Here is a 19,878-nt window from a genome sequence, read left to right as displayed (position 1 = left end):
CTGCGTCAGCTGCTCCACTTACGTGCCACCTCCCCGTACGGGCCACAAAGGTACGGCCCCGTGCCCCCTGATTCTTCCTGCCTGGGGCGGCGGTTGCGAACCCGGGGGCGGATCGGAGTGTCTCGTACAGAACGGTCAGTGTCCGCCGAGCTTCCAACCCCGCCGCCTGCGCCGCCCCCTACCGGACCCCCTACCGGACCCCGGACCGGGCTCGGCGGGCGGGTCGGAGGAGGGACCGGACGGGGGTGCTGTGGGCTGCGGCTCGGCCGCGGGTGCCGGTACGGAGACGGGCGCGGCCCTCGGTTCACCGGCGGGCCCGCCCTCCCCCGCCCCGGCCCGCCGCACCTGTGCCGCCCGCTCCCCCGCGGGCTCGCGGGGCTCCGCCAGGACGGCGAAGGAGGCACCCTGGTTGTCCACCAGCACCGCCATGCGCCCGGCCTCGATGTCGAAGGGCGGCGCGGTGACCCGGCCGCCGAGCCGGACCGCCGCCGTCGTGGTCAGATCGGCGTCGACGACGGCGAAATAGCTGAGGAAGTGGCCCGGCAGCTCCGCCGGAAAGGCGTCCGTGATCACACTGCGCCCGCCGACAGCGCCGCCCGCGCCGGGCTCCGCGCCCGCCGGGGACCAGGTGCGGAAGTCGACGGTGGCGCCCGGCAGATCCGTACCCCGGAAGCCGAAGACGCTCTCGTAGAACGGGTCGACGCGGTCCTTGTCCCGCGTATAGACCTCTGTCCAGCAGAAGGATCCCGGCAGGCCCGTCTTCTCGAAGCCGGAGTCCTCGCCCGGCTGCCAGAGTCCGAAGACCGCCCCCGCCGGGTCGGCCGCCTGGGCCATCACGCCGTGCCGCCCGATCGCCACCGGATCGCGCACCAGCCGGCCGCCCGCGCGCACGATCCTGGCGCTGAGCGCCACGGCGTCGGCGGTGGCGAAGTAGACGCCCCAGGCGGTGGGCATCCGGCCGTCCCGCTTGGCGGCCAGCCCGGCGACGCGCTTCCCGTCGCTGAGGGCCTCGGCGCGGTGCCCGTACTCCGGACCGCCGTCCGGGCCGAAGGTCCAGCCGAACAGCTCCCCGTAGAAGCGCTTGCCCGCCTCCAGGTCGGGGAGCGACACATCCACCCAGCACGGTGTGCCTTCCGCGAATGCGGCCATGGGCCCGGATCCTTCCGACGATGTACGGACCGGCGGTGTACGAGTGTGGCGTCCGCGTACGTGTGGGGCGCGTCCGCGTACGCATGTGGTGTCCGTCACAGCCGCGGTGGTGTCACGGCCAAGCTAGCGGGCCGGGGGCGGAAGCGCAGCGGGGGAAATAGAACAGTTGCTCCATTATTGCGGCGTGCGCCGCCCATCACCCCGGACCGTCCGCCGAGTTGTCCACCGGGACTGTCCACAGGCTGTTGATAACACTGTTCACCCGTACGAGGCCCTTGGAGCCCCTGGAGTGGACGCGCGCCGCACCCCTCGAAGGAAGACCGGATCCTGGCCGAATCCCGCCCCTCGACAGCGCACACCCCCTGCGGGAGATGGCCGGATCCCCATTTGCAGTCGGCCGAATCGCGCTCCGATCACCCCTCGGTAAGCTGACTGCATGACAGGACAAGTGCGCACCGTCGACGGCCGCGTGGCTGGTCGGCGCGGACAGGCGACGCGGCAGAAGCTGCTCGACTGCCTCAGCGAGATGCTCAGCTCGTCACCGTACCGGGACGTCAAAGTCATCGACGTGGCCCGGAAGGCGGGCACTTCGCCCGCGACCTTCTACCAGTATTTCCCGGACGTCGAGGGCGCCGTCCTCGAACTCGCCGAGGAAATGGCCAAGGAGGGCACCGGGTTGACCGGGCTGGTCTCCGGCCGCTCATGGGTCGGCAAGGCCGGCTCGCAGACATCGGAAGACCTTGTCGAGGGGTTTCTCGACTTCTGGCGCAAACACGACGCGATCCTCCGGGTCGTCGATCTCGGCGCGGCGGAGGGCGACAAGCGGTTCAACAAGATCCGCATGAAGATCCTCAACTCCGTGACCGGCTCCCTCACGGAGTCGGTGAAGGAGCTCCAGAGCAAGGGCAAGGTCGACAAGGACGTCAACCCGGCGGCGCTGGCGGGCTCGCTGGTCGTGATGCTCTCGGCGGTGGCCTCGCACCAGAAGGGCTTCCAGAGCTGGGGCGTGAAGCAGGCCGAACTGAAGCCGAATCTGGCGCTGTTGGTCCACCTCGGGATCACCGGCAGGAAGCCCACGAAGTAACCTCCGCCCCCGCCCTCTCCTCCCATTCACCGCGTTCACCTGCTTCACCTGCTTCATCTGCTTCATCTGCTTCATCTGCTTTCACCTGCTTCGTCGACGGACGGGCGCGTTACGGGCCGCACCGCATCGGTGCGGGCTCAGCACCGTGACCGCGTGCGGGATTGAATGAACCCATGGACGAAGACACCCCCCAACAGCCCGGCCCGGCAGAGCCCGACCCGCCAAAGCCCGGCCCGCAGGAGACCTTCCGCGCTCTGCTGCGCGCGCAGCGCGTCTGGGACACCGTGCTGCCCGCCTTCGATCCGGCCGGCGCGCCCGGGGAGCCGCTGCCGCTGTTCCACCAATGGTTCGCGGAGGCCGTGGCGGCGGGGCAGCCCGAGCCGCACACAATGACGCTCGCGACCGCCGACGCGCACGGCCGCCCCGACGTACGGACCCTGATGCTGCACGACGCGGACGCGCGCGGCTGGCACTTCGCCACGCACGCGACCAGCCGCAAGGGCCGCCAGCTGGCCGTGCGCCCCGAGGCCGCGCTGGGTTTCTACTGGGCCGCACAGGGCCGGGCCGTACGGATCAGGGGCGCTGTCACGGCGGCAGACCCCGAGGAGAGCCGCGCCGATCTGCGCGCCCGCTCGACGGGGGCACTGGCCTCCGCGCTGGTCGGCAGGCAGAGCGAGGTGCTCGACTCGGCGGAGCGGCTGGCGGCGGCGAGCCGGGACGCGTGGGAGCGGGCGCGGCGCGATCCGGAGGCCGAGGCGGTGTCCTGGACGGCGTACGTACTCGTCCCGGACGAGGTGGAGTTCTTCCAGGGCGACGAGCGCAGACGCCACATCAGGCTGCGCTATCGGCACCAACGGGACGCATGGGTAAGGGAGTTGCTCTGGCCCTAGGGCCGGCCCCAGCGCCGGCCCCGGGCCGGGCGTGATCCATTCGCAACCGATTTCCGTCTTGACCGAGACCCAACAAGTAATCCGACGATTACGCTCGGGTCCCATGCCCAGCGATCCGACCGCCCCTCTGACCTCCACCAACGACCGTCCCGTGTACGTCATCGGCGGCGGACCCGGTGGGCTCGCCGTCGCCGCCGTACTGCGCGAGCAGGGTGTGCGGGCCGTCGTACTGGAGAAGTCCGATGCTGTGGGCGCGTCCTGGCGCGGTCACTACGACCGGCTGCGGCTGCACACCACCCGGGCGAAGTCCGGGCTGCCGGGGCTCAAGATGCCGCGCTCCTTCGGGCGGTGGGTGGCCCGCGCCCATGTGGTGCGGTATCTGGAGAAGTACGCGGAACACCATGGCCTGGAGATCGTCACCGGGGTCGAGGTCACCCGGGTCGAGCGCGCCCCCGACGGTTCGGGCTGGCTGCTGCGCGCGACGGGCGGCCGGGAGCTGACCGGCCGCGCGGTCGTCGTCGCGACCGGCTTCAACCACACGCCCCGGGTGCCCGACTGGCCGGGCCTCGACACCTACCGGGCGTCCGGCGGGACACTGCTGCACGCGGCCGGGTACCGCGACGCCGGGCCGTACGCGGGCAAGGACGTCCTGGTCGTCGGCGTCGGGAACACCGGCGCGGAGATCGCCGTCGACCTCGTCGAGGGCGGCGCCGCGCGCGTACGCCTCGCCGTACGGACCGTGCCGCACATCGTGCGCCGCTCCACACTGGGCTGGCCCGCGCAGTCGACCGGCATCCTGGTCCGCAGGCTGCCCGCGCGGCTGGTCGACCGGCTGGGCGCCGTCATGGCCCGGCTCGCGGTCCCCGACCTCGCCGCCCAGGGCCTGCCCCGCCCGGACACGGGGCTCTCCACGCGGGTACGGGAAGGCGCGATCCCCGTCCAGGACGTCGGCCTGATCAGGGCGGTGCGCAAGGGCCTGGTCGAACCGGTGGCCGCCGTCGACTCCTTCGGCCCCGGCGAGGTCGTCCTCGCGGACGGCTCCCGCCTCACCCCCGACGCGGTCATCGCCGCGACCGGCTACCACCGCGCCCTGGAGGGCCTGCTCGCGGGCCTCGACGTACTCGACCCCCGGGGCCGCCCCCGCACCCACGGCCCCCGCGCCCCCGCCCCGGGCCTCTACTTCACCGGCTTCACCAACCCGATCAGCGGCATGCTCCGCGAACTCGCCCGCGACGCCCACCGCATAGCCCGAGCCCTCACCCGCGACATCCGCGACACCCCCTGACCCGGGCGGCGCCCGGCACGCCCCGCGCCGCGCCTTCGCCTACCGCCGCACCTTCGCCTACCACCGCGCCTTCGCCTACCACCGCGCCTTCGCCTACCACCGCGCCTTCGCCTACCACCGCGCCTTCGCCTACCACCGCGCCTTCGCCTACCACCACACCTTCGCCTACCACCACACCTTCCGCGCGGGCACCGGCGCCGTCCGCTGGGCCGGCTCGCCGTATCGCACCGGCTCCGCCGTCCGCTGGGCCGGTTCGGCGCGCGGGATCTGCTCCTCGTACGGAGCCGGCGTGCCCCGGTCGACCTCGCACCAGATGCGTTTGCCCGCGCCCTCCGGCTGCCAGCCCCACCGGTCGGCGAGCCCGTCGACCAGCTCCAGGCCGCGGCCGTTGGTGTCGCCGTCCTCCGCGTGGCGCGGGCGCGGGGGCCGGTCGCTGGCATCGGCGACCTCGACCCGTACCGTGCCCGCGCCGCCCGCTCCCGGGCCGAACAGCATCCGCAGCACCGCCGGACACCCCGTGTGCACCACCGCATTGGTGACCAGCTCGGAGATGAGCAGAATGAGCGTCTCCGCGACCGGCTCGTCGTCCTCCATACCTGATCCGACGAGCCGTGATCTGGCCCATCTGCGGGCTCGCCCCACCTCTGCGGGATCGGGCCCGACCTCCAACTGAACTTGAAGCACCTGCACCGCTCACACCATCCGAACCGGCGGACACATCGCCTCGCGCCTCGACAAGGTCCTCAAAAGGATCACGGAACGTGATTTCCCTGCGAGACAGCATGGTTGACGTACAGTCACCGCAACAAGCGCTTCGGGCATATTCCAGCGCGAAGAAGTATGCGTAGTGCATACTGCGCGACACACGTCACGGGGGGTCGAACACGAGGGCGTACGGGGCGCTTTCGCCGCGCGAGTGGCGCGCGTTCGCGCCCCCGGAGCCGCCGCACCGGCGACTCCACGACCCTCGCGCCCCACTGCCTCTCGCACCCGACGGAGCGTACCGGAGCCCGATCGCGACTCCGCCCTGTGACGGCACGCCGTAAGGACACAACCCGGTATCGACCTCGGCCACCCCCGCCCGGCACACACAGTGACACTGCGGCGCGCTCAGGCCAGAGATTCACGGGCGGGGGCAGTAGGGGAAACAGGATTGATCGCGGATCATTCGGGGACGGTCAGGGTCGAACAAGTTCAGGCAGAGCGAGGGTTACGTCCGGTCAGGCTCCGGCGTCACGTAGTACGCGGAGAAACCCGCCAGGATCTCCGCCTCCCCGATCATCCCGTCGCCGTCCTCGTCCAGCGCCCCGGCCACCAGCACCGCCGCCCTCGGCTCCACGCCCAGCACCCGCAGCGCGCGCTCGACCGCCGCCGGGGTGACCCCGGTGCCGTCCTCGGCGGCGACCGCGATGGCCGCGTGCAGGAACGGGCGGGCGATCTCCGCGAACCGCTCCGGGCTGTCGCGCAGCCGCTTCACCGCGCCCGTCACGAACTCCTGACGGCTGACCCGCTGGTCGCCGTCCACGTCCGCGATACCGGCCATGCCCTGCCAGAACGCCTCAGCCCCGCTGTAGAGCGCCTGGCCCTTGTCGGAACGGGCCGTCGTACCGAACTCGGCGAGCAGCGCCGCCGCGGCGCCACTGAAGTCCTCGCGGTCGATGTACCCGCTGCCGTCCCGGTCGAAGGCCGCGAACCGGGAAGCGATCTTGCCCTCGTACTCCGCACTGTTCATGCCCGGAGCGTACGACGGAGAGAACCCGCGCGTATTCCGTTAGCGGGAGATCCACCGCGCCGGGAGCGCCTACGCGGAGAGCGGCTGGACGGATTCGTCGACGGCCGCGCGCACGTCCGGGTAGACCTCGAAGAGCCGGCGCACACCCAGTGCGGCCAGCACCCGGTTGACATGCGACCCGCTCTCGGCCCCGCTCGCGGGCAGCACGACATGCAGCCGTCCCCGGCAGGAATGGAGCAGCCTGCGGGAGGCGATCAGCACACCGACCCCGCTGGAGTCGCAGAAGAACACCCGCGAGAGGTCCAGTACGACATGGTGGCGCCCCTCGGCGACCGCGTCGTGGACCCGCTGGCGCACCTCGGGCGAGGTCAGCAGATCCAGCTCGCCCCTGATGTGGAGCACGGTCCATGCCCCCTGCTCGGACTCGTCCACCTTCAGCGTCACGCCTGGACCTTCCCTCGGGCCGAACAGGCTGATCGAGCTGGTCGGGCTTGATCAGGACTGATCGGGACTGATCCGGAATTCTTACCTCCGCTAACCCGCGACTGCCCTGCCGCACCCCCCTGAAACATCGTGAGCAAGATCACTCAACGGGACCCGGGTCGTGGGTATCCAGGGGGATACCCAGGTTTGGGCACCCCTTACCCTGTCGGGCCGCCGTGGGGGCGCACTTGCCTCAAAGGGGCGTGCGTTGTCGGTACCGCCCACTACATTCGAAGGAACGGTGGGCTTCGACGTGATGCCGGCAGGGGCGGGACAGGCCGAGGAACAGAGCTTGGGGGCCGTATGGCGAAGGACACTCCACCCCGCTGGGACCGCAGGATGCAACAGCGGCTGGCGCGGGGTGAGGCGGCAGCGCTCGGCGAGCTGTACGACAAGTACGCGTCGCTGGTGCACAGCCTTGCCCACCGGGTCCTCGACGACGACACGGCGGCGGACCGCGTCACCCGCGAGGTTTTCGGCCATCTCTGGGAGCACCCGGAGACGTACGACCCGAAGCAGGGCTCCGTCCGGTCCTGGGTGGGGCAGATCACCCAGCGGCTGGCCGTGCAGCGGCTGCGCCGGACCGAGGCGGCGGCGCACGCGGCGAGCGGCGGCGGCTCGGCCGAGGAGCTGGAGCAGAAGATACGCAGGGCGGCGGCGGTCGCCCGCGCCGACTACATCGTCAGGTCGATGCCCCCGCCGCTGTGGAAGGCGCTGGAGCTGGCGTACTTCCAGCGCAGGGACTACCGCCAGACCGCGGCCGACCTCGGGGTCACGGAGGACGAGGCGCGGCGCAGGCTGCGGCTGGGCCTCCAGCTGCTGTCGACGGCCAACCCCCCGGCCGACCCCCGCACCACCGGCAGCACCGGCAGCACCGGCACCCACACCACCGGCACCCCGCCCCCGGGGAACGGACATCCGTCGTGACCGCCCCGTTCGACGGCGGTCTCCACACCGGCGACCCGGACGAGTCGTCGGCGTACGCCTCCATACCGGACCCGCGCACAGGCCCGGACGGCCCGGAGCTGTCCCCGCCCGGCCCCGGTACGGATCACCGGGCGGCCGTGCCACGGCCGCCGGCACCGGCCGCGCCCGCGCGGCCGCCCGTCGGCCCGCTGACGCACAAGGTGCTCAAGTCCCTGCTCGGGGCCTGGGCGCTCGCCGTCTGCTCGGTCGAGGAGACCTCCCTCGTCGAGGAGCACCTCACCGAGTGCGCTCCCTGCGCCGACGAGGCGCTCCGGCTGCGCGACGCCGTGGGGCTGCTCCAGCCCGACCGCAGCCTGGACCTGGATCCGCTGCTGCGCTCCCGGGTCCTGGAGAGCTGTCTCGGCCGCCGCCCGGCCCGGATTCCCGTACCGGAATGGGCTTCTCCGTACGACGCGGAGACCGCGCGGCTCGACGCGCTGCTCCGGGACATCGGGACCCCGGACTGGCACGCGCCGGTACGGCTCCAGTGGTTCGAGGACGAGCGGAACACCTTCCGCAAGGCGACCGTCGCCGGGGTCATCGGCCATCTGACGGCGGTCGACGGGGTGGTCGCCGCCGCCCTCGGGCTCGACGACCCGCTCGGCGCCGACGCGCCCCTCTGCCCCACCGCCCGTACGGAGGCGTTCTGGCGCGGCTGCGCCCCGCCGCTCACCCGGGATGTCCACGACCCGTGGCGCGAGCAGAGCCACACCCTGATCCGCACGGTCTCCTTCGCGGGGCGCGGGGTCGCGGATCTCTCCGTGTCGTACGGCGAGTTCGCCCTGCCCCTGCGCGACGCGCTGCTGGAGCGCGCCTTCGAGTGCTGGCTGCACGGCGCGGACATCGCCGAGGCCGTGGACTATCCGTACGATCCGCCCAGCGGCGCCCATCTGCACGAGATGATCGACCTGGCCGCCCGGCTGCTCCCGGCCGCCCTCGCCATCCGCCGCCGCAGCGGGCTCGCGGGCCCGGTCCGGGAGCTGGTGGCGGCGGGCTCCCCGGGGCGTTCCCTGCACCTGGAGGTCGAGGGCGCGGGCGGCGGCGACTGGTACATCGCGCTGGACTCCCCGGCCGCGAAGGGCTCGCCCGAGCGGTCGGTGGGTTCGGTGGCGCTGGACGCCGTCGAGTTCTGCCAGCTGGTGGCGGGCCATGTCCCGCCCGAGGACGCGGCGGCGGGACAGGACGGCGACCGGGAGGCGATCAGGGACGTGCTGTTCGCGGCGGCGGCGATGAGCCGCCTCTGACGTACGTACCGAACCCTCAGCCGAAGACGACGGTGCGGCGTCCGTTGAGCAGGATCCGGTGCTCGGCGTGCCACTTCACCGCGCGCGCCAGCGCCTGGCACTCCACGTCCCGGCCGATCGCGACCAGCTGCTCCGGCGTGACCTGGTGGCCCACGCGCTCGACCTCCTGCTCGATGATCGGGCCCTCGTCGAGCGCGGCCGTCACGTAGTGCGCCGTCGCGCCGATCAGCTTGACCCCGCGCGCGTGCGCCTGGTGGTACGGCTTGGCGCCCTTGAAGCTCGGCAGGAACGAGTGGTGGATATTGATGATCCGGCCGTTCAGCTGCTTGCACAGATCGTCCGAGATGACCTGCATGTAGCGCGCCAGCACCACCAGCTCCACCCGCTCCGCCCGCACCAGAGCGAGCAGTTGGGCCTCGGCGTCGGCCTTGGTGTCCCTGGTGACCGGAATGTGGTGGAACGGGATGTTGTACGAAGCGGCCAGCTCGGCGAAGTCCGTGTGGTTCGAGACGACCGCCACGATGTCCACCGGCAGCGCGCCGCTCCTGGACCGGAACAGCAGATCGTTCAGGCAGTGGCCGAACTTGCTGACCATGAGCACGATCCGCATGCGCTCCTCCGCGCGGTGGATCTGCCAGTCCATCCGGAAGGAGTCGCCGATGGCGGCGAAGCTCGCCCGCAGCTTCTCCACGGTCACCGGGGGCTCCGCCGAGAAGTGCACCCGCATGAAGAAGAGACCGGTGTCGTGGTCCCCGAACTGCTGGCTGTCCTCGATGTTGCAGCCGGTCATGAAGAGATAGCTCGACACGGCGTGCACGATGCCCTGCTTGTCCGGACAGGACAGCGTCAGGACGTACTGGTCGGACGGCGCCCGGCCGGACGGCTGGGCGGCGGCGGTGGCAGGGGCGGCGGGAACGGGCGCGGCGGTGCTCATGACCTCAGAGGATCCCATACGCGCCGTACGACCCCGCACTCCGGACCGCGTGGACCGCGCATCGGGACGATCCCGGACCACGCGCCCGAACGCCCCCGCGAGCGTCATCCCACCCGGGTCGCCATCCGCAGCGCGTCCAGCGACTGCGGCACGGTGTCAGGGTCGTCCCCGTCGCTCACCGCCAGCCGTACGTGCGCCTCGCGCGCGGCCCGTACCGCCTCCGGCCAGCCGTGGTGCTCCAGATAGGCGGAGACGGGGGCGTCCGCCCCGACCTGGTGCATGATCCGCAGCACCCGCAGGACGGCGAGGTCGACGAGCGCGGCCTCGCCCGAGTCGCGGAAGATCGTGCCGACGTACTTCTCGGCCGACCAGTTGTCCAGCCAGGTGTCCTCGACCAGCCGGTAGACGGCGTCGGTGACATCGCCGTACCCATCGAGGCCGGCCAGCCAGCATTCATGGTGGAAGACGGGATCGGAAAGCATGTGCAGCGCCGAGCGCACGTTGCTGCGCCAGCGCCACCACGGCATGTCATTCAGCGGCATGCCGCCCATGGTGCGGGAGCGACGGGCCGGACGGGAAGTGTTCTCGGAACCTTGCTGCACGGTCCTTGACTTTACGGTCCGCCCCGAAGACGCCACGGCGGCCCCCCGGCGATCCCCCCACAGACCCCGGGACCCCCGGCACCATCCCCCGCGTTCCCCCGGGGATCGCGCGCTCCCCCTCGCAATTCACCACACCGTCACCGGACGTCGGTCCCCGCTCGCCGCCCCGTTTTCCCGGGGCCCGGCAGCCTGCGTACGCATGACCGGTCGGCGATGCCCTTCATCCTCCCGCGCCTTCCGTCCGGTGACGCTGCCGGGAAGCGGGACACGGTAGGGCCCGGGGGGGTTACAGCTGGGTCGGGGCGCGTTCCGTCAGGCCGTACTGCACCGCGATGGCGTTCCAGAGGCCGGACGCCTTCCGCTTCGCCGCCGTGGCCTCGCCGCTGGCCTTGTTGCCCTTGGCCGTCCGGCCGGTGACCCGGGCGTGGCCGCCCTTGCAGCCGCGCTTGCCCGCCGCCTGTCTGGCCCAGGCCGCGTAGTGCTCGTCGGCGGAGGCCGACGCCTGCCAGGCCGTGGTGAGCGAGGAGGCCAGCTCGGCCTGGTCCGGGAGCTTGTCGACGGACAGCTCCTTGAGGCGCGTGACCAGTTCCTCGCGCTGTACGGCGGCGGCGTGGAGGTCCTCGGCGGCCTGGCCGAGGTCGGTACAGGACTTGATGTTGTCGACGGATCTGATCACCGATTCACGGCTGCTGCTGCTGTCCGCGAGCAGCTTGTCCAACGCTTCGGCCTGCGTCTTCACCGGGTCCGGTGCCTCGGACGGCGGGCCGGCCGTCGTGGCCTCGGCGGACGGGGCGGCCGTCGCGGAGACGGTCCTGCTGTCGTTCTTCGGGTCGTCACCGCCCCCGCTCATCAACGCACCCGCGCCGAGCCCGAGGACGGCGATGCCCACGGCGGCCGCCGCGATGGCCGGGACGCGCGCGGACTTACGGCGCCCGGCCGACCTCCCCTGGGGCTCGTACGGAGGCGGCGGACTCTGCCGCGCGGGAGGCTGCTGGGCGTACGGCTGCTGAGCCGGCGGCTGCTGGGCGTACGGCTGCGCCCCGGCGCCCGGGGTGCCCGCGTCGAACTTCGGCATCCGCTGCGTCGAACCGCTGTCGCCCGTACCGACCGTACCGGCCGTACCGTCGCGGAACAGGTTGTCGAAATCCGCGGCGGGCGGGCGCTCGCCGGGGCCGCCGGGCCGGATGTCGTACTGGACGGGCGGGATGTACTGCGTCGCGTCCGCGTCGGATCCCATCGGCGGCAGCACCTGGGTGGCCTCGGCCGGTTTCTCCGGTGGGAGTACGCCGGGACCGGGCCGGTGCACGGGCCCGGGGCCCTGCGGCACCGGGGCGATGAACTGCGTGGCCTCCGAGTCCGTCGCGGGCACGGGCGGGATGTACTGCGTCGCGTCCTCGGCGGCGGGCGGGGACGCGGGCGGGAACGGTCGGCCGTAGCCCATCGGCTGCTGGTACGGCTGCTGTTGCTGGTACGGCTGCTGCTGGTACGGCTGAGGCTCGGGCCGCTGCTGATAGGGCTGCTGCCCGTACTGGTCCTGCCCGTACTGGTCCTGCCCGTACGGCTGCTGGTACGGCTCCTGCGGGTACGGCTGCGGCTGCTGCCCGTACGGCTGCTGATACTGCGGGTGCCCCGACTGCTGCGGGTACGGCGACGCCTGCGGCGGAAGCGGCTGCGACTGCGCCGGGGGCACGTGCTGGGGCAGCGGCGGCGGGACCGGCTGCGGCTGCGGTACGCCGTACGGCACCGCTTCCGGCAGCCCCCACGGCTGCACGCTTGTCCCGGTCTCCCGCGCGGGCGGGTCCTGGTCCGTCGCGCCGGGGATGAAGGGTCCGCTGCCGTCGCTGGGCAGTATGACGCCCTCGTGCGCGGGGCGAGCGGCCGACTGGCGCGGCTCGTCCCCTTGTCCGCTGTGCGTCGTCACCGGGACTCCTACATGTGGCGCGGGTGGAACAGGTGGACCTGTCGAATCGTCGGGTCACGCTACCGGGTGAACCACGGCCCCGGGCACGCACATCCGTCCGACCGCCGCCCGTCCGCCCACGTCACCACGGCAGGAACGGAATTCACCCCGCACGGTCACACCGCCCCCACGATGCCCTCACTCCACCCGCACGGAGCCCCCGTACTCCGCGCCCCTCATGTCCCCGCGTATGCCCCGCGTATGCCCTCACGCCGCCTGGATCTCCAGCCGCGCCCCGAACTCCCGTACCGCGGGCTCCTGCGCGTACGGCTCCAGCCGCTGCTGGAGGTCGTCGAGATACTCCGCGCCCCGGGAGGAGCGCAGCGTCCCCAGCAGCTCCACCGCGCGCGTGCCGGTCTGGCAGGCCTGCTCCACCTCGCGCTGCTGGACCTGTGCCGTGGCCAGCAGGACCAGGCCGATCGCCCGCCGCCGCGCCCGCGACTCCGGGTGGCCCTCCAGCGCCTCGGTGGCGCGGCGGGCGGCCTCCTTCGGGCGGCCCAGGTCCCGGTAGCAGTGGGCCAGTTCGTCCGCGAGGTACGCGTGGTCGAAGTGGCGGATCCAGTCGGGGTCGCGGCCGGGGTCGTCGCCCGCCTGCTCCAGCGCGGTCAGGGCGCGGGCCGCGACCGCCTCGCAGGTGTGCGTGTCGCCCATCAGGGCGTGGCCGCGCGCCTCCGCCGCGTAGAACATGGCGAGCGCGCGCGGCGGCACCTGGCCGCGCGTCCCCTCCTGGGCGGCGCGCGCCAGCTGCGCGATCTCGCGCGGATTGCCCAGCTGGGCGGCGAGATGGCTCATGGACGCCGCCAGGACGTACCCCCCGTAGCCCCGGTCACCGGCGGCCTGGGCGAGCCGCAGCGCCTGGATGTAGTACCGCTGGGCGAGTCCCGGCTGGCCGGTGTCGACGGCCATGTATCCGGCCAGCTCGGTGAGGCGGGCGACGGCCCCGAGAAGTCTGCGGCCGACCGCTTCCCGGTACGACCCGGCGAGCAGCCCCGCCACCACGCTGTTCAGGTAGTGGACGACGACCGGCCTGACATGGCCGCTGCCGAAGCGGTGGTCCAGGTCGATCAGGGCGCGGGTCATCGCCCGTACCGCCTCGACGTCCGAATCGCCGACCCGCGCGCCGGTGTTGCGCGCGACGGCCGGGTCGGTCGCGGTGATCAGCCAGTCCCTGCTGGGCTCGACCAGCGCCGAGGCCGCCACCACCGAACCGGAGAGGAAGTCGCGGCGGCCCACATCGCTCCGCCACAGCTCGCAGACCTGCTCGATCGCGCCGAGGACGGTCGGGGAGAACTGGAGGCCGACGCCCGAGGCCAGGTTCTTCCCGTTGGCCATCCCGATCTCGTCGATCGTGACCGTACGGGCCAGCTTGCGGCCCAGCGCCTCGGCGACGATCCCCGGGGCCCGGCCGCGCGGCTGCTGCCCGCGCAGCCAGCGCGCGACCGACGTCTTGTCGTAACGCAGGTCCAGTCCGCGCTCCGCTCCCACCATGTTGACGCGCCGTGCGAGCCCGGCGTTGGAGCACCCGGCTTCCTGGATGAGCGCCTGGAGCCGTTCGTTCGGCTGGCGCGCGACGAGAGGCCTGGCTGCCAATGAAACCCCCTGTGGCCGCAGTGATCGACTCTGTGAACACTGCCCGGCAATGATGCGAAGGATGCGCATGTTCGGTGATAAAGGAAAATTTCGACGACTTTCCGGAAAACCCAGCGAACAGGGCCAGTTCGGCCATGCGCTGTCCATATGTTGTCGGAAGCCCGGGGGCGCTGACCCGTGTACTGCCCGACGCCTTCCCGCGCGCCCCCATACATGCCTCCATGCGCCCCATATGCGGGATCGATACGGCGTGGCGCGCCGCCGTGCGCCCGTAACCCGGGGTGGCGGCGGGAGTTGTGCTGGACGTGGAAGAGACCATCGGAGTCACGGACGTCGTACGGATCCCCGGGCAGCGGGGCGAATCGTTGCTGGACAGCGCGGTGCGGTACACGGAGGAGCGCCACTGGGACGTGTTTCCCGGCACCTGGCTGGAGCCGGTGGAAGGCGCCGAGCAGTGCTCGTGCGGCCGCCCCGACTGCCCCTCGCCGGGGGCGCACGCCACCGGGCCCGACTGGGCCGCGCGAGCCACCGGCAGCGCGGTCTCGGCGCGCGCGATGTGGACAGAACACCCCAGGGCCTCGGTCCTGTTGCCCACGGGCCGCAGCTTCGACGCCCTCGACGTACCGGAGTCGGCGGGCTTTCTCGCGCTGGCCAGGATGGAGCGGATGCGGCTGCCGCTCGGCCCGGTGACCTGCACTCCCGACCGGCGGATGGTCTTCTTCGTGCTGCCGGGGACCGCGTCCAAGGTGGAGTCCCTGGTGCGGCGGCTGGGCTGGACGGCCTCCGTGATCGACCTGGTGCCGCGCGGCGAGGGGCAGTACGTGGCGGGCCCGCCGACCCGGGTCGGCGGGCGGGGCGCCGTCCAGTGGGCCCGTCGGCCGACCGCCGCCAATCGCTGGCTGCCGGACGTGGACGAACTGATCAGTCCGCTGGCCTACGCGTGCGGACAGGAAGCCTCTTCGGAACGGACCCGCCGTACATAGGCTGGTTCCCCAGGTCGGTGCGGCGCGGCGTCACGCGTACGCGTGACATCCGACATCTGTACGGGACACCGAGAGGCAGTGGGCTCATGCCGGACCAGGCAGGGGATCGGGCGACCCCTTCATCTTCGACGGAAGCGGTCCCTTCGGCGGAGGAGGTCCCTTCGGCGGAAGCGGCCCTTTCCGCGGATCCGGAGTACGCCGCCGCCGAGCCCGCTGTCCGCGTGGAGGGGCTGTGGAAGCGCTTCGGCGACCAGATCGCCGTCGCGGGCATCGATCTCGTCCTGCCCGCGGGCCGGTTCATCGGGCTCGTCGGGCCGAACGGCGCGGGCAAGACCACCACCCTGTCGATGGTGACCGGGCTGCTCAGGCCGGACCGGGGCCGGATCCGGGTGGCGGGACACGATGTCTGGCGCGACCCGTCCGAGGTCGTCGAGGTCAAGGCGCGGATCGGGGTCCTGCCGGAAGGACTGCGGCTCTTCGAGCGGCTCTCCGGCCGCGAGCTGCTCGGCTACACCGGGCGGCTGCGGGGGCTGCCCGGCGCCGAGGTCGACAAACGGGCCACGCAGCTCCTCGACGTACTGGACCTGGCGGGCGCGCAGCACAAGCTCGTCATCGACTACTCGACCGGGATGCGCAAGAAGATCGGGCTGGCCGCGGCCCTGCTCCACAACCCCGAAGTCCTCTTCCTGGACGAGCCGTTCGAGGGCGTGGACCCGATCTCCGCGCAGACGATCCGGGGCGTCCTGGAGCGCTACACGGCCTCCGGGGCGACCGTCGTCTTCTCCAGCCATGTGATGGAGCTGGTCGAGTCGCTGTGCGACTGGGTCGCGGTGATGGCGGCGGGCCGGATCCGCGCGCAGGGCACCCTCGCGGAGGTACGGGGCGACGCGCCGTCTCTCCAGAGCGCGTTCCTGGAGCTGGTGGGCGCGCGGGAGAGCGGCACCGGGGACCAGCTGGACTGGCTGGGCGGTGGCGCCCGGTGAACACCCCCGGCAGCGGTGCCGCTCCTGGCGCGCTCACCCCGCTCTTCGTACGGCTGAAGCTCTCCCTGCTGCGCAACGGGCTGCGCCAGTCGTCCGGCCGTACCGCCGTGTACATCGCCTCGGTCGTGGTCACGCTGCTCCTCGCGGCGAGCCAGTTCCTCGGCCTGGTACTGCTGCGCGGCACGGAGCACGCGGCCACGATCACCGTGCTGCTGACGGCCCTGTTCGCGGTCGGCTGGGCGACGATGCCGCTGTTCTTCCCCGGCGGCGACGAGACGCTGGACCCGACGCGGCTGGCGATGCTGCCGCTGCGGCCGCGCCCGCTGACCGGTGCGCTGCTGGCCGCGTCGCTGGTGGGGATCGGGCCGCTGTTCACGCTCTGTCTGCTGATCGGCTCGGCGGTGGCGACGGCGCACGGCGCGGCGGCGGTCGCCGTCTCGGTCGTCGGTGTGCCGCTGGCGCTGCTGCTGTGCGTGACGCTGGCGCGGGCCGTCGCGACGGCCAACACCCGGCTGCTGACCTCGCGCAAGGGCCGCGACCTCGCCGTGCTGAGCGGTCTGGTGATCGCGGTCGGCTTCCAGGTCGTCAACTTCGGCGCCCAGCGCCTCGCCGACGCGGGCGGGCTCGCCGCGCTCGATCCGACGGTGGCGGTCGTACGGTGGCTGCCGCCCGCCTCCGCGATCGGCGCCGTGGACTCGGCGAGCGAGGGGGCGTACGGACGGGCCGCGCTGCAACTGCTGCTGACCGCGGCCGCGCTGGCCGGGCTGCTGTACGTGTGGCAGCGGTCCCTGGCGAAGCTGATGACGGCCCCCGACAGCTCGACGCTCGCGGCGGCCGATCCCGCCCGGGGCCGGTCCCCGGCCGGCTCCGGCCTGGCGCGGCTGCTGCCTCCGGGGCGTACGGGTACGGCGATGCAGCGCAGCCTGCGCTATGTGTGGCGCGACCCGAAGACCAAGGCGGCCTGGGTGACCTCGCTGGCCATCGGGCTGATCGTGCCGCTGTTCAACGCGCTCCAGGGCAACGGGACGATCTATCTGGCGTGCTTCGCGGCGGGCATGCTCGGCATCCAGATGTACAACCAGTTCGGCCAGGACACCTCCGCCTTCTGGATGGTGGCCCTGACGATCTCCTCGACCCGGGACGCCTACCTCGAACTGCGGGCCCGCGCGCTGGCGCTGCTGGTGATCACCCTGCCGTACGCGACGCTGGTGACCGTGGCCACGGCGGCGCTGCTGGGCGACCGGCAGAACCTGCCCGAGGCGCTCGGGCTGTCCTACGCCCTGCTGGGCGCGATGCTGGCGACGGGCGCGCTGGCCTCGGCGCGCTTCCCGTACTCGATACCGCAGGACAGCGCCAGGAACGTCGCCCCCGGGCAGGTCGGGCTGGCCTGGTTCTCCATCTTCGGCGGGATGCTCGGCGCGGCCCTGCTCTGCGCTCCGGTGATCGCGTTCGCCGTCTGGGTCCATGTCTCGGGCGCGGATGAGCTTGCCTGGCTGCTGCTCCCGCTGGGCTCGGTGTACGGCACGCTGGTCGCCCTGGGCGGCCTGCGGCTGGCGGCCCCGCAGACCGCGTCGCGGCTGCCGGAGATCCTGACGGCGGTGAGCAGGGGCTGACTCCCGGTCGAAGCCCTGACCACCGGGGTGGGGCACCGGACCTGGGCCGGCTCCTCTCCCGGTGCGGACGTTCCACTCTCCCACCTGTCGAACTTCCATTCGAACAGAGTGTCCCGCGCACCCAACATCGCTCGTTCGAGTGACCTCGCCCCAGGATTGCCGGACGCCACCCGGGGGAGATCTTCTTCCGGGAAGCGGGCCGATCGGGGATGACCGCCCGAGGGGGGAAACAGGGGGCGCCGACCCCGAGGGCTCGGGGCTCCGGGTCGGCGCAGGGGGACAGGGCCGGCCCCGGCGCCGAGAGGCACCGGGCCGGCCCTGTGCGGTCCGCGTGCGCCAGCCCTAACGCTTGGCGACGAAGACGTGCGACGCCACCTCGGAGGCCAGCTCCGCGGCCTCGCCGCTGCTCCCTACCAGCACCCCACCGGGAGACTCCGTCACGCTCACCACGGAGCCCGGCTGCACCCCCGCGCGCCTCAGCGCGTACATCAGCTGGGCGTCCGTCTGGATCGGCTCTCCGATCCGGCGCACCACCACGGTCTTGCCCTCGGCGCCCGGGTCCAGCTCGGCCAGGCTCACCATCCCCGCGTCGAGGAAGGGGTCGGCCTCCGTCTTCTCGCCCAGCTCCTCAAGGCCCGGGATCGGGTTCCCGTACGGCGACTCCGTCGGGTGGCGCAGCAGCTCCAGCACCCGGCGCTCCACCGCCTCGCTCATCACGTGCTCCCAGCGGCACGCCTCCGCGTGCACGTGCTCCCACTCCAGGCCGATCACATCGACCAGGAGGCATTCCGCGAGCCGGTGCTTGCGCATGACGCGCGTCGCCAGCCTGCGGCCCTCCTCCGTCAGCTCCAGATGCCGGTCCCCCGCCACCTGCACCAGACCGTCCCGCTCCATACGGGCCACGGTCTGGCTGACCGTCGGTCCGCTCTGGTCGAGCCGCTCGGCGATCCGGGCCCGCATCGGGACCACACCTTCCTCTTCCAGCTCAAGGATGGTGCGGAGGTACATCTCCGTCGTGTCGATCAGTCCGGACATACGTGCCCCTCGATAAATCGTGCGCTGGCCCTTGACCAATTCTGACGCATGGCACTGACAACCGCGCCGGGCCGGAGAAGCCGACAGGGCGGGAGCCCCGGAGCCCGCCCGGTGGCCGGGGAGCGAAGGCACGGTGGATGCGTCACGTAGCCGTATTGACAGAGTAATGGTCCAGATCTCAACGTAATCCGCGTCGCGGACATTCCCGGCCCCCGGCCCGACCCTGGGCCGGCCGCGAGCCGACCGCCGGCCGGGGTGATCCATCCCCGCCCCACCCCCTGGAAGGGCTCCCCCGATGAGCGAGAGCAAGCTGGCCGGTCAGTTCCTCGACGCGGCGATCGGACTTCTCCGGCGGGTACGCGACGAGGGCGCCGGCCCGGTCGCGGCGGCCGGAAAGGCGGTCGCCGACGCCGTCGCCGCCGGGAACCGGCTCTTCGCCTTCGGCGCCGGGCACTCCTCGCTCGCCGCGCAGGACGTCGTCTACCGGGCGGGCGGTCTCGCCGTGATGAATCTGCTCGCCGTGCCGGGGACCGTGGGCGTCGATGTCGTGCCCGCCCCGCTCGGTTCGGCACTGGAGCGGGTCGAAGGGCTGGCCGGCGCCGTGCTCGGCGCCAGTCCGGCCGCCGCCGGGGACGTACTGGTGATCGTCTCCCTCTCCGGACGCAACGCGCTGCCCGTCGAAATGGCGCTGTCCGCGCGGGCGTTGGGGCTGACGGTGATTGGGGTGACCTCCCTGGCGTATGCGGAGGGGACCACGTCCCGGCATACCACGGGGACGTTCCTCGGGGACCACTGCGACATCGTCCTCGACAGCGGAATCGCGGTCGGCGACGCGGAGTTGACCGCCGAGGGCGTCGAGGCGCCGTTCGCCCCCGCGTCCACGATCGTCACCAGCGCCCTGATGCAGGCAATGATGGCGGCGGCCGTCGAGCGGCTCGTCGCGCGTGGGATCGAGCCGCCGTTGCTGCGGTCGGGCAATGTGGACGGTGGGTCCGAATGGAACGACCGGGTGATGGCCGAGCACCACGAACGTATTTTCTACCGCCCCTGAGGCTCCGTCGGCCGTCGGCGTGGATCCCGTCGGACCGCCACCAATTCATCACCAGTTCCTCACCGTTCACCGCCGATCACCGCCCGCCGTGGCCGGAAGTCGGCCCCGGGAACCGTCCTTCGTACCCGAAAACCTGCCAGCACCAACCGGCCCCGTCACCAAAGCAACCGCCCTCCCCGCAGGGGTCGGAGGGATGGAAGGGATGGCCGCGACACCCGGGGCCTGCGGGAACGCTCCCCCTCACGCTTCGAACACACACACGCATCGAACCCACAACTTTGCGTCACCAAAGAG

17 protein-coding genes and 1 pseudogene are annotated in these 19,878 nt (G+C 72.3%); 9 read left to right on the top strand and 9 right to left on the bottom strand.

Translation table 11 applies throughout. The features are described 5' to 3' along the window. Positions 1-384: 384 nt before the first annotated feature. Positions 385-1,149, bottom strand: a pseudogene (locus ACIP8W_RS19400) (VOC family protein); the annotation flags it as partial. 436 nt (positions 1,150-1,585) lie between these two features. On the opposite strand from ACIP8W_RS19400, the gene ACIP8W_RS19395 reads away from it, so the two are divergent. From ACIP8W_RS19395 to ACIP8W_RS19385, 3 genes are all read left to right on the top strand, one after another. Further along, on the top strand, positions 1,586-2,233 hold the full coding sequence (locus ACIP8W_RS19395) for a TetR family transcriptional regulator (protein WP_401950839.1): 648 nt from the start codon (positions 1,586-1,588) through the stop codon (positions 2,231-2,233). Between the two features lie 173 nt (positions 2,234-2,406). Then, positions 2,407-3,123: a pyridoxal 5'-phosphate synthase gene (locus tag ACIP8W_RS19390; RefSeq protein WP_401950837.1), complete on the top strand. Its 717-nt coding sequence runs from the start codon at positions 2,407-2,409 to the stop codon at positions 3,121-3,123. A gap of 103 nt (positions 3,124-3,226) precedes the next feature. Next, positions 3,227-4,408, top strand: a complete 1,182-nt coding sequence (locus tag ACIP8W_RS19385) for a flavin-containing monooxygenase (protein ID WP_401950834.1) — start codon at positions 3,227-3,229, stop codon at positions 4,406-4,408. A 165-nt stretch (positions 4,409-4,573) separates the two neighbouring features. On the opposite strand, the gene ACIP8W_RS19380 is transcribed toward ACIP8W_RS19385, so the two are convergent. From ACIP8W_RS19380 to ACIP8W_RS19370, 3 genes are all read right to left on the bottom strand, one after another. Beyond that, entirely contained in the window at positions 4,574-5,098 is a 525-nt protein-coding gene (locus tag ACIP8W_RS19380) for an ATP-binding protein (protein WP_402203807.1), read from the bottom strand. Between the two features lie 520 nt (positions 5,099-5,618). After that, the gene (locus ACIP8W_RS19375) at positions 5,619-6,140 is read right to left on the bottom strand and encodes an EF-hand domain-containing protein (protein WP_401950829.1); all 522 of its coding nucleotides are present in this window, start codon (positions 6,138-6,140) and stop codon (positions 5,619-5,621) included. A 69-nt stretch (positions 6,141-6,209) separates the two neighbouring features. Next, the gene (locus tag ACIP8W_RS19370; protein WP_401950827.1) at positions 6,210-6,584 is read right to left on the bottom strand and encodes an STAS domain-containing protein; all 375 of its coding nucleotides are present in this window, start codon (positions 6,582-6,584) and stop codon (positions 6,210-6,212) included. Between the two features lie 342 nt (positions 6,585-6,926). Between ACIP8W_RS19370 and ACIP8W_RS19365 the strand changes: the two genes are divergently transcribed. Together ACIP8W_RS19365 and ACIP8W_RS19360 are read left to right on the top strand one after the other, a co-directional pair. After that, complete coding sequence (locus ACIP8W_RS19365) at positions 6,927-7,550, top strand: RNA polymerase sigma factor (protein WP_402203804.1); 624 nt, start codon at positions 6,927-6,929, stop codon at positions 7,548-7,550. Continuing rightward, complete coding sequence (locus tag ACIP8W_RS19360; RefSeq protein ID WP_402203803.1) at positions 7,547-8,833, top strand: MDMPI N domain containing protein; 1,287 nt, start codon at positions 7,547-7,549, stop codon at positions 8,831-8,833. The genes ACIP8W_RS19365 and ACIP8W_RS19360 overlap by 4 nt, the downstream gene beginning before the upstream one ends. A 16-nt stretch (positions 8,834-8,849) precedes the next feature. On the opposite strand, the gene purU is transcribed toward ACIP8W_RS19360, so the two are convergent. The 4 genes from purU to ACIP8W_RS19340 form a co-directional block, all read right to left on the bottom strand. Beyond that, complete coding sequence (purU, locus tag ACIP8W_RS19355; RefSeq protein WP_401950820.1) at positions 8,850-9,767, bottom strand: formyltetrahydrofolate deformylase; 918 nt, start codon at positions 9,765-9,767, stop codon at positions 8,850-8,852. 104 nt (positions 9,768-9,871) lie between these two features. Beyond that, positions 9,872-10,318, bottom strand: a complete 447-nt coding sequence (locus ACIP8W_RS19350; protein WP_401951296.1) for a hypothetical protein — start codon at positions 10,316-10,318, stop codon at positions 9,872-9,874. Between the two features lie 337 nt (positions 10,319-10,655). Beyond that, positions 10,656-12,290, bottom strand: coding sequence for a hypothetical protein (locus tag ACIP8W_RS19345; RefSeq protein ID WP_401950817.1), 1,635 nt, complete (start codon positions 12,288-12,290; stop codon positions 10,656-10,658). 246 nt (positions 12,291-12,536) lie between these two features. After that, complete coding sequence (locus tag ACIP8W_RS19340; RefSeq protein WP_401950814.1) at positions 12,537-13,919, bottom strand: transcriptional regulator; 1,383 nt, start codon at positions 13,917-13,919, stop codon at positions 12,537-12,539. A gap of 296 nt (positions 13,920-14,215) precedes the next feature. On the opposite strand from ACIP8W_RS19340, the gene ACIP8W_RS19335 reads away from it, so the two are divergent. The 3 genes from ACIP8W_RS19335 (at position 14,216) to ACIP8W_RS19325 (ending at position 17,498) form a co-directional block, all read left to right on the top strand. Further along, on the top strand, positions 14,216-14,902 hold the full coding sequence (locus ACIP8W_RS19335; RefSeq protein ID WP_401950811.1) for a bifunctional DNA primase/polymerase: 687 nt from the start codon (positions 14,216-14,218) through the stop codon (positions 14,900-14,902). An 86-nt stretch (positions 14,903-14,988) separates the two neighbouring features. After that, positions 14,989-15,885 (top strand): ABC transporter ATP-binding protein, encoded by an 897-nt coding sequence (locus ACIP8W_RS19330; RefSeq protein ID WP_402203800.1) that lies wholly within the window; start codon positions 14,989-14,991, stop codon positions 15,883-15,885. Further along, positions 15,882-17,498 carry a transporter gene (locus tag ACIP8W_RS19325; protein WP_401950807.1) on the top strand — a complete coding sequence of 539 codons (1,617 nt, stop codon included), beginning with the start codon at positions 15,882-15,884 and terminating at the stop codon, positions 17,496-17,498. Before ACIP8W_RS19330 ends, ACIP8W_RS19325 begins: the two co-directional genes overlap by 4 nt. A gap of 342 nt (positions 17,499-17,840) precedes the next feature. Here the strand turns inward: ACIP8W_RS19325 and ACIP8W_RS19320 are convergent, their stop codons facing one another. Continuing rightward, positions 17,841-18,533, bottom strand: a complete 693-nt coding sequence (locus ACIP8W_RS19320; RefSeq protein WP_401950804.1) for a metal-dependent transcriptional regulator — start codon at positions 18,531-18,533, stop codon at positions 17,841-17,843. A gap of 295 nt (positions 18,534-18,828) precedes the next feature. On the opposite strand from ACIP8W_RS19320, the gene ACIP8W_RS19315 reads away from it, so the two are divergent. After that, a complete protein-coding gene (locus ACIP8W_RS19315) occupies positions 18,829-19,584 on the top strand; it encodes an SIS domain-containing protein (RefSeq protein ID WP_402203799.1) in 756 nt (251 codons plus the stop codon). Positions 19,585-19,878 lie beyond the last annotated feature (294 nt).

Origin of the sequence: Streptomyces sp. NPDC088554, assembly GCF_044752945.1 — a bacterium.
GTDB lineage: Bacteria > Actinomycetota > Actinomycetes > Streptomycetales > Streptomycetaceae > Streptomyces.
This window is presented reverse-complemented; position numbering and strand designations above follow the sequence as displayed.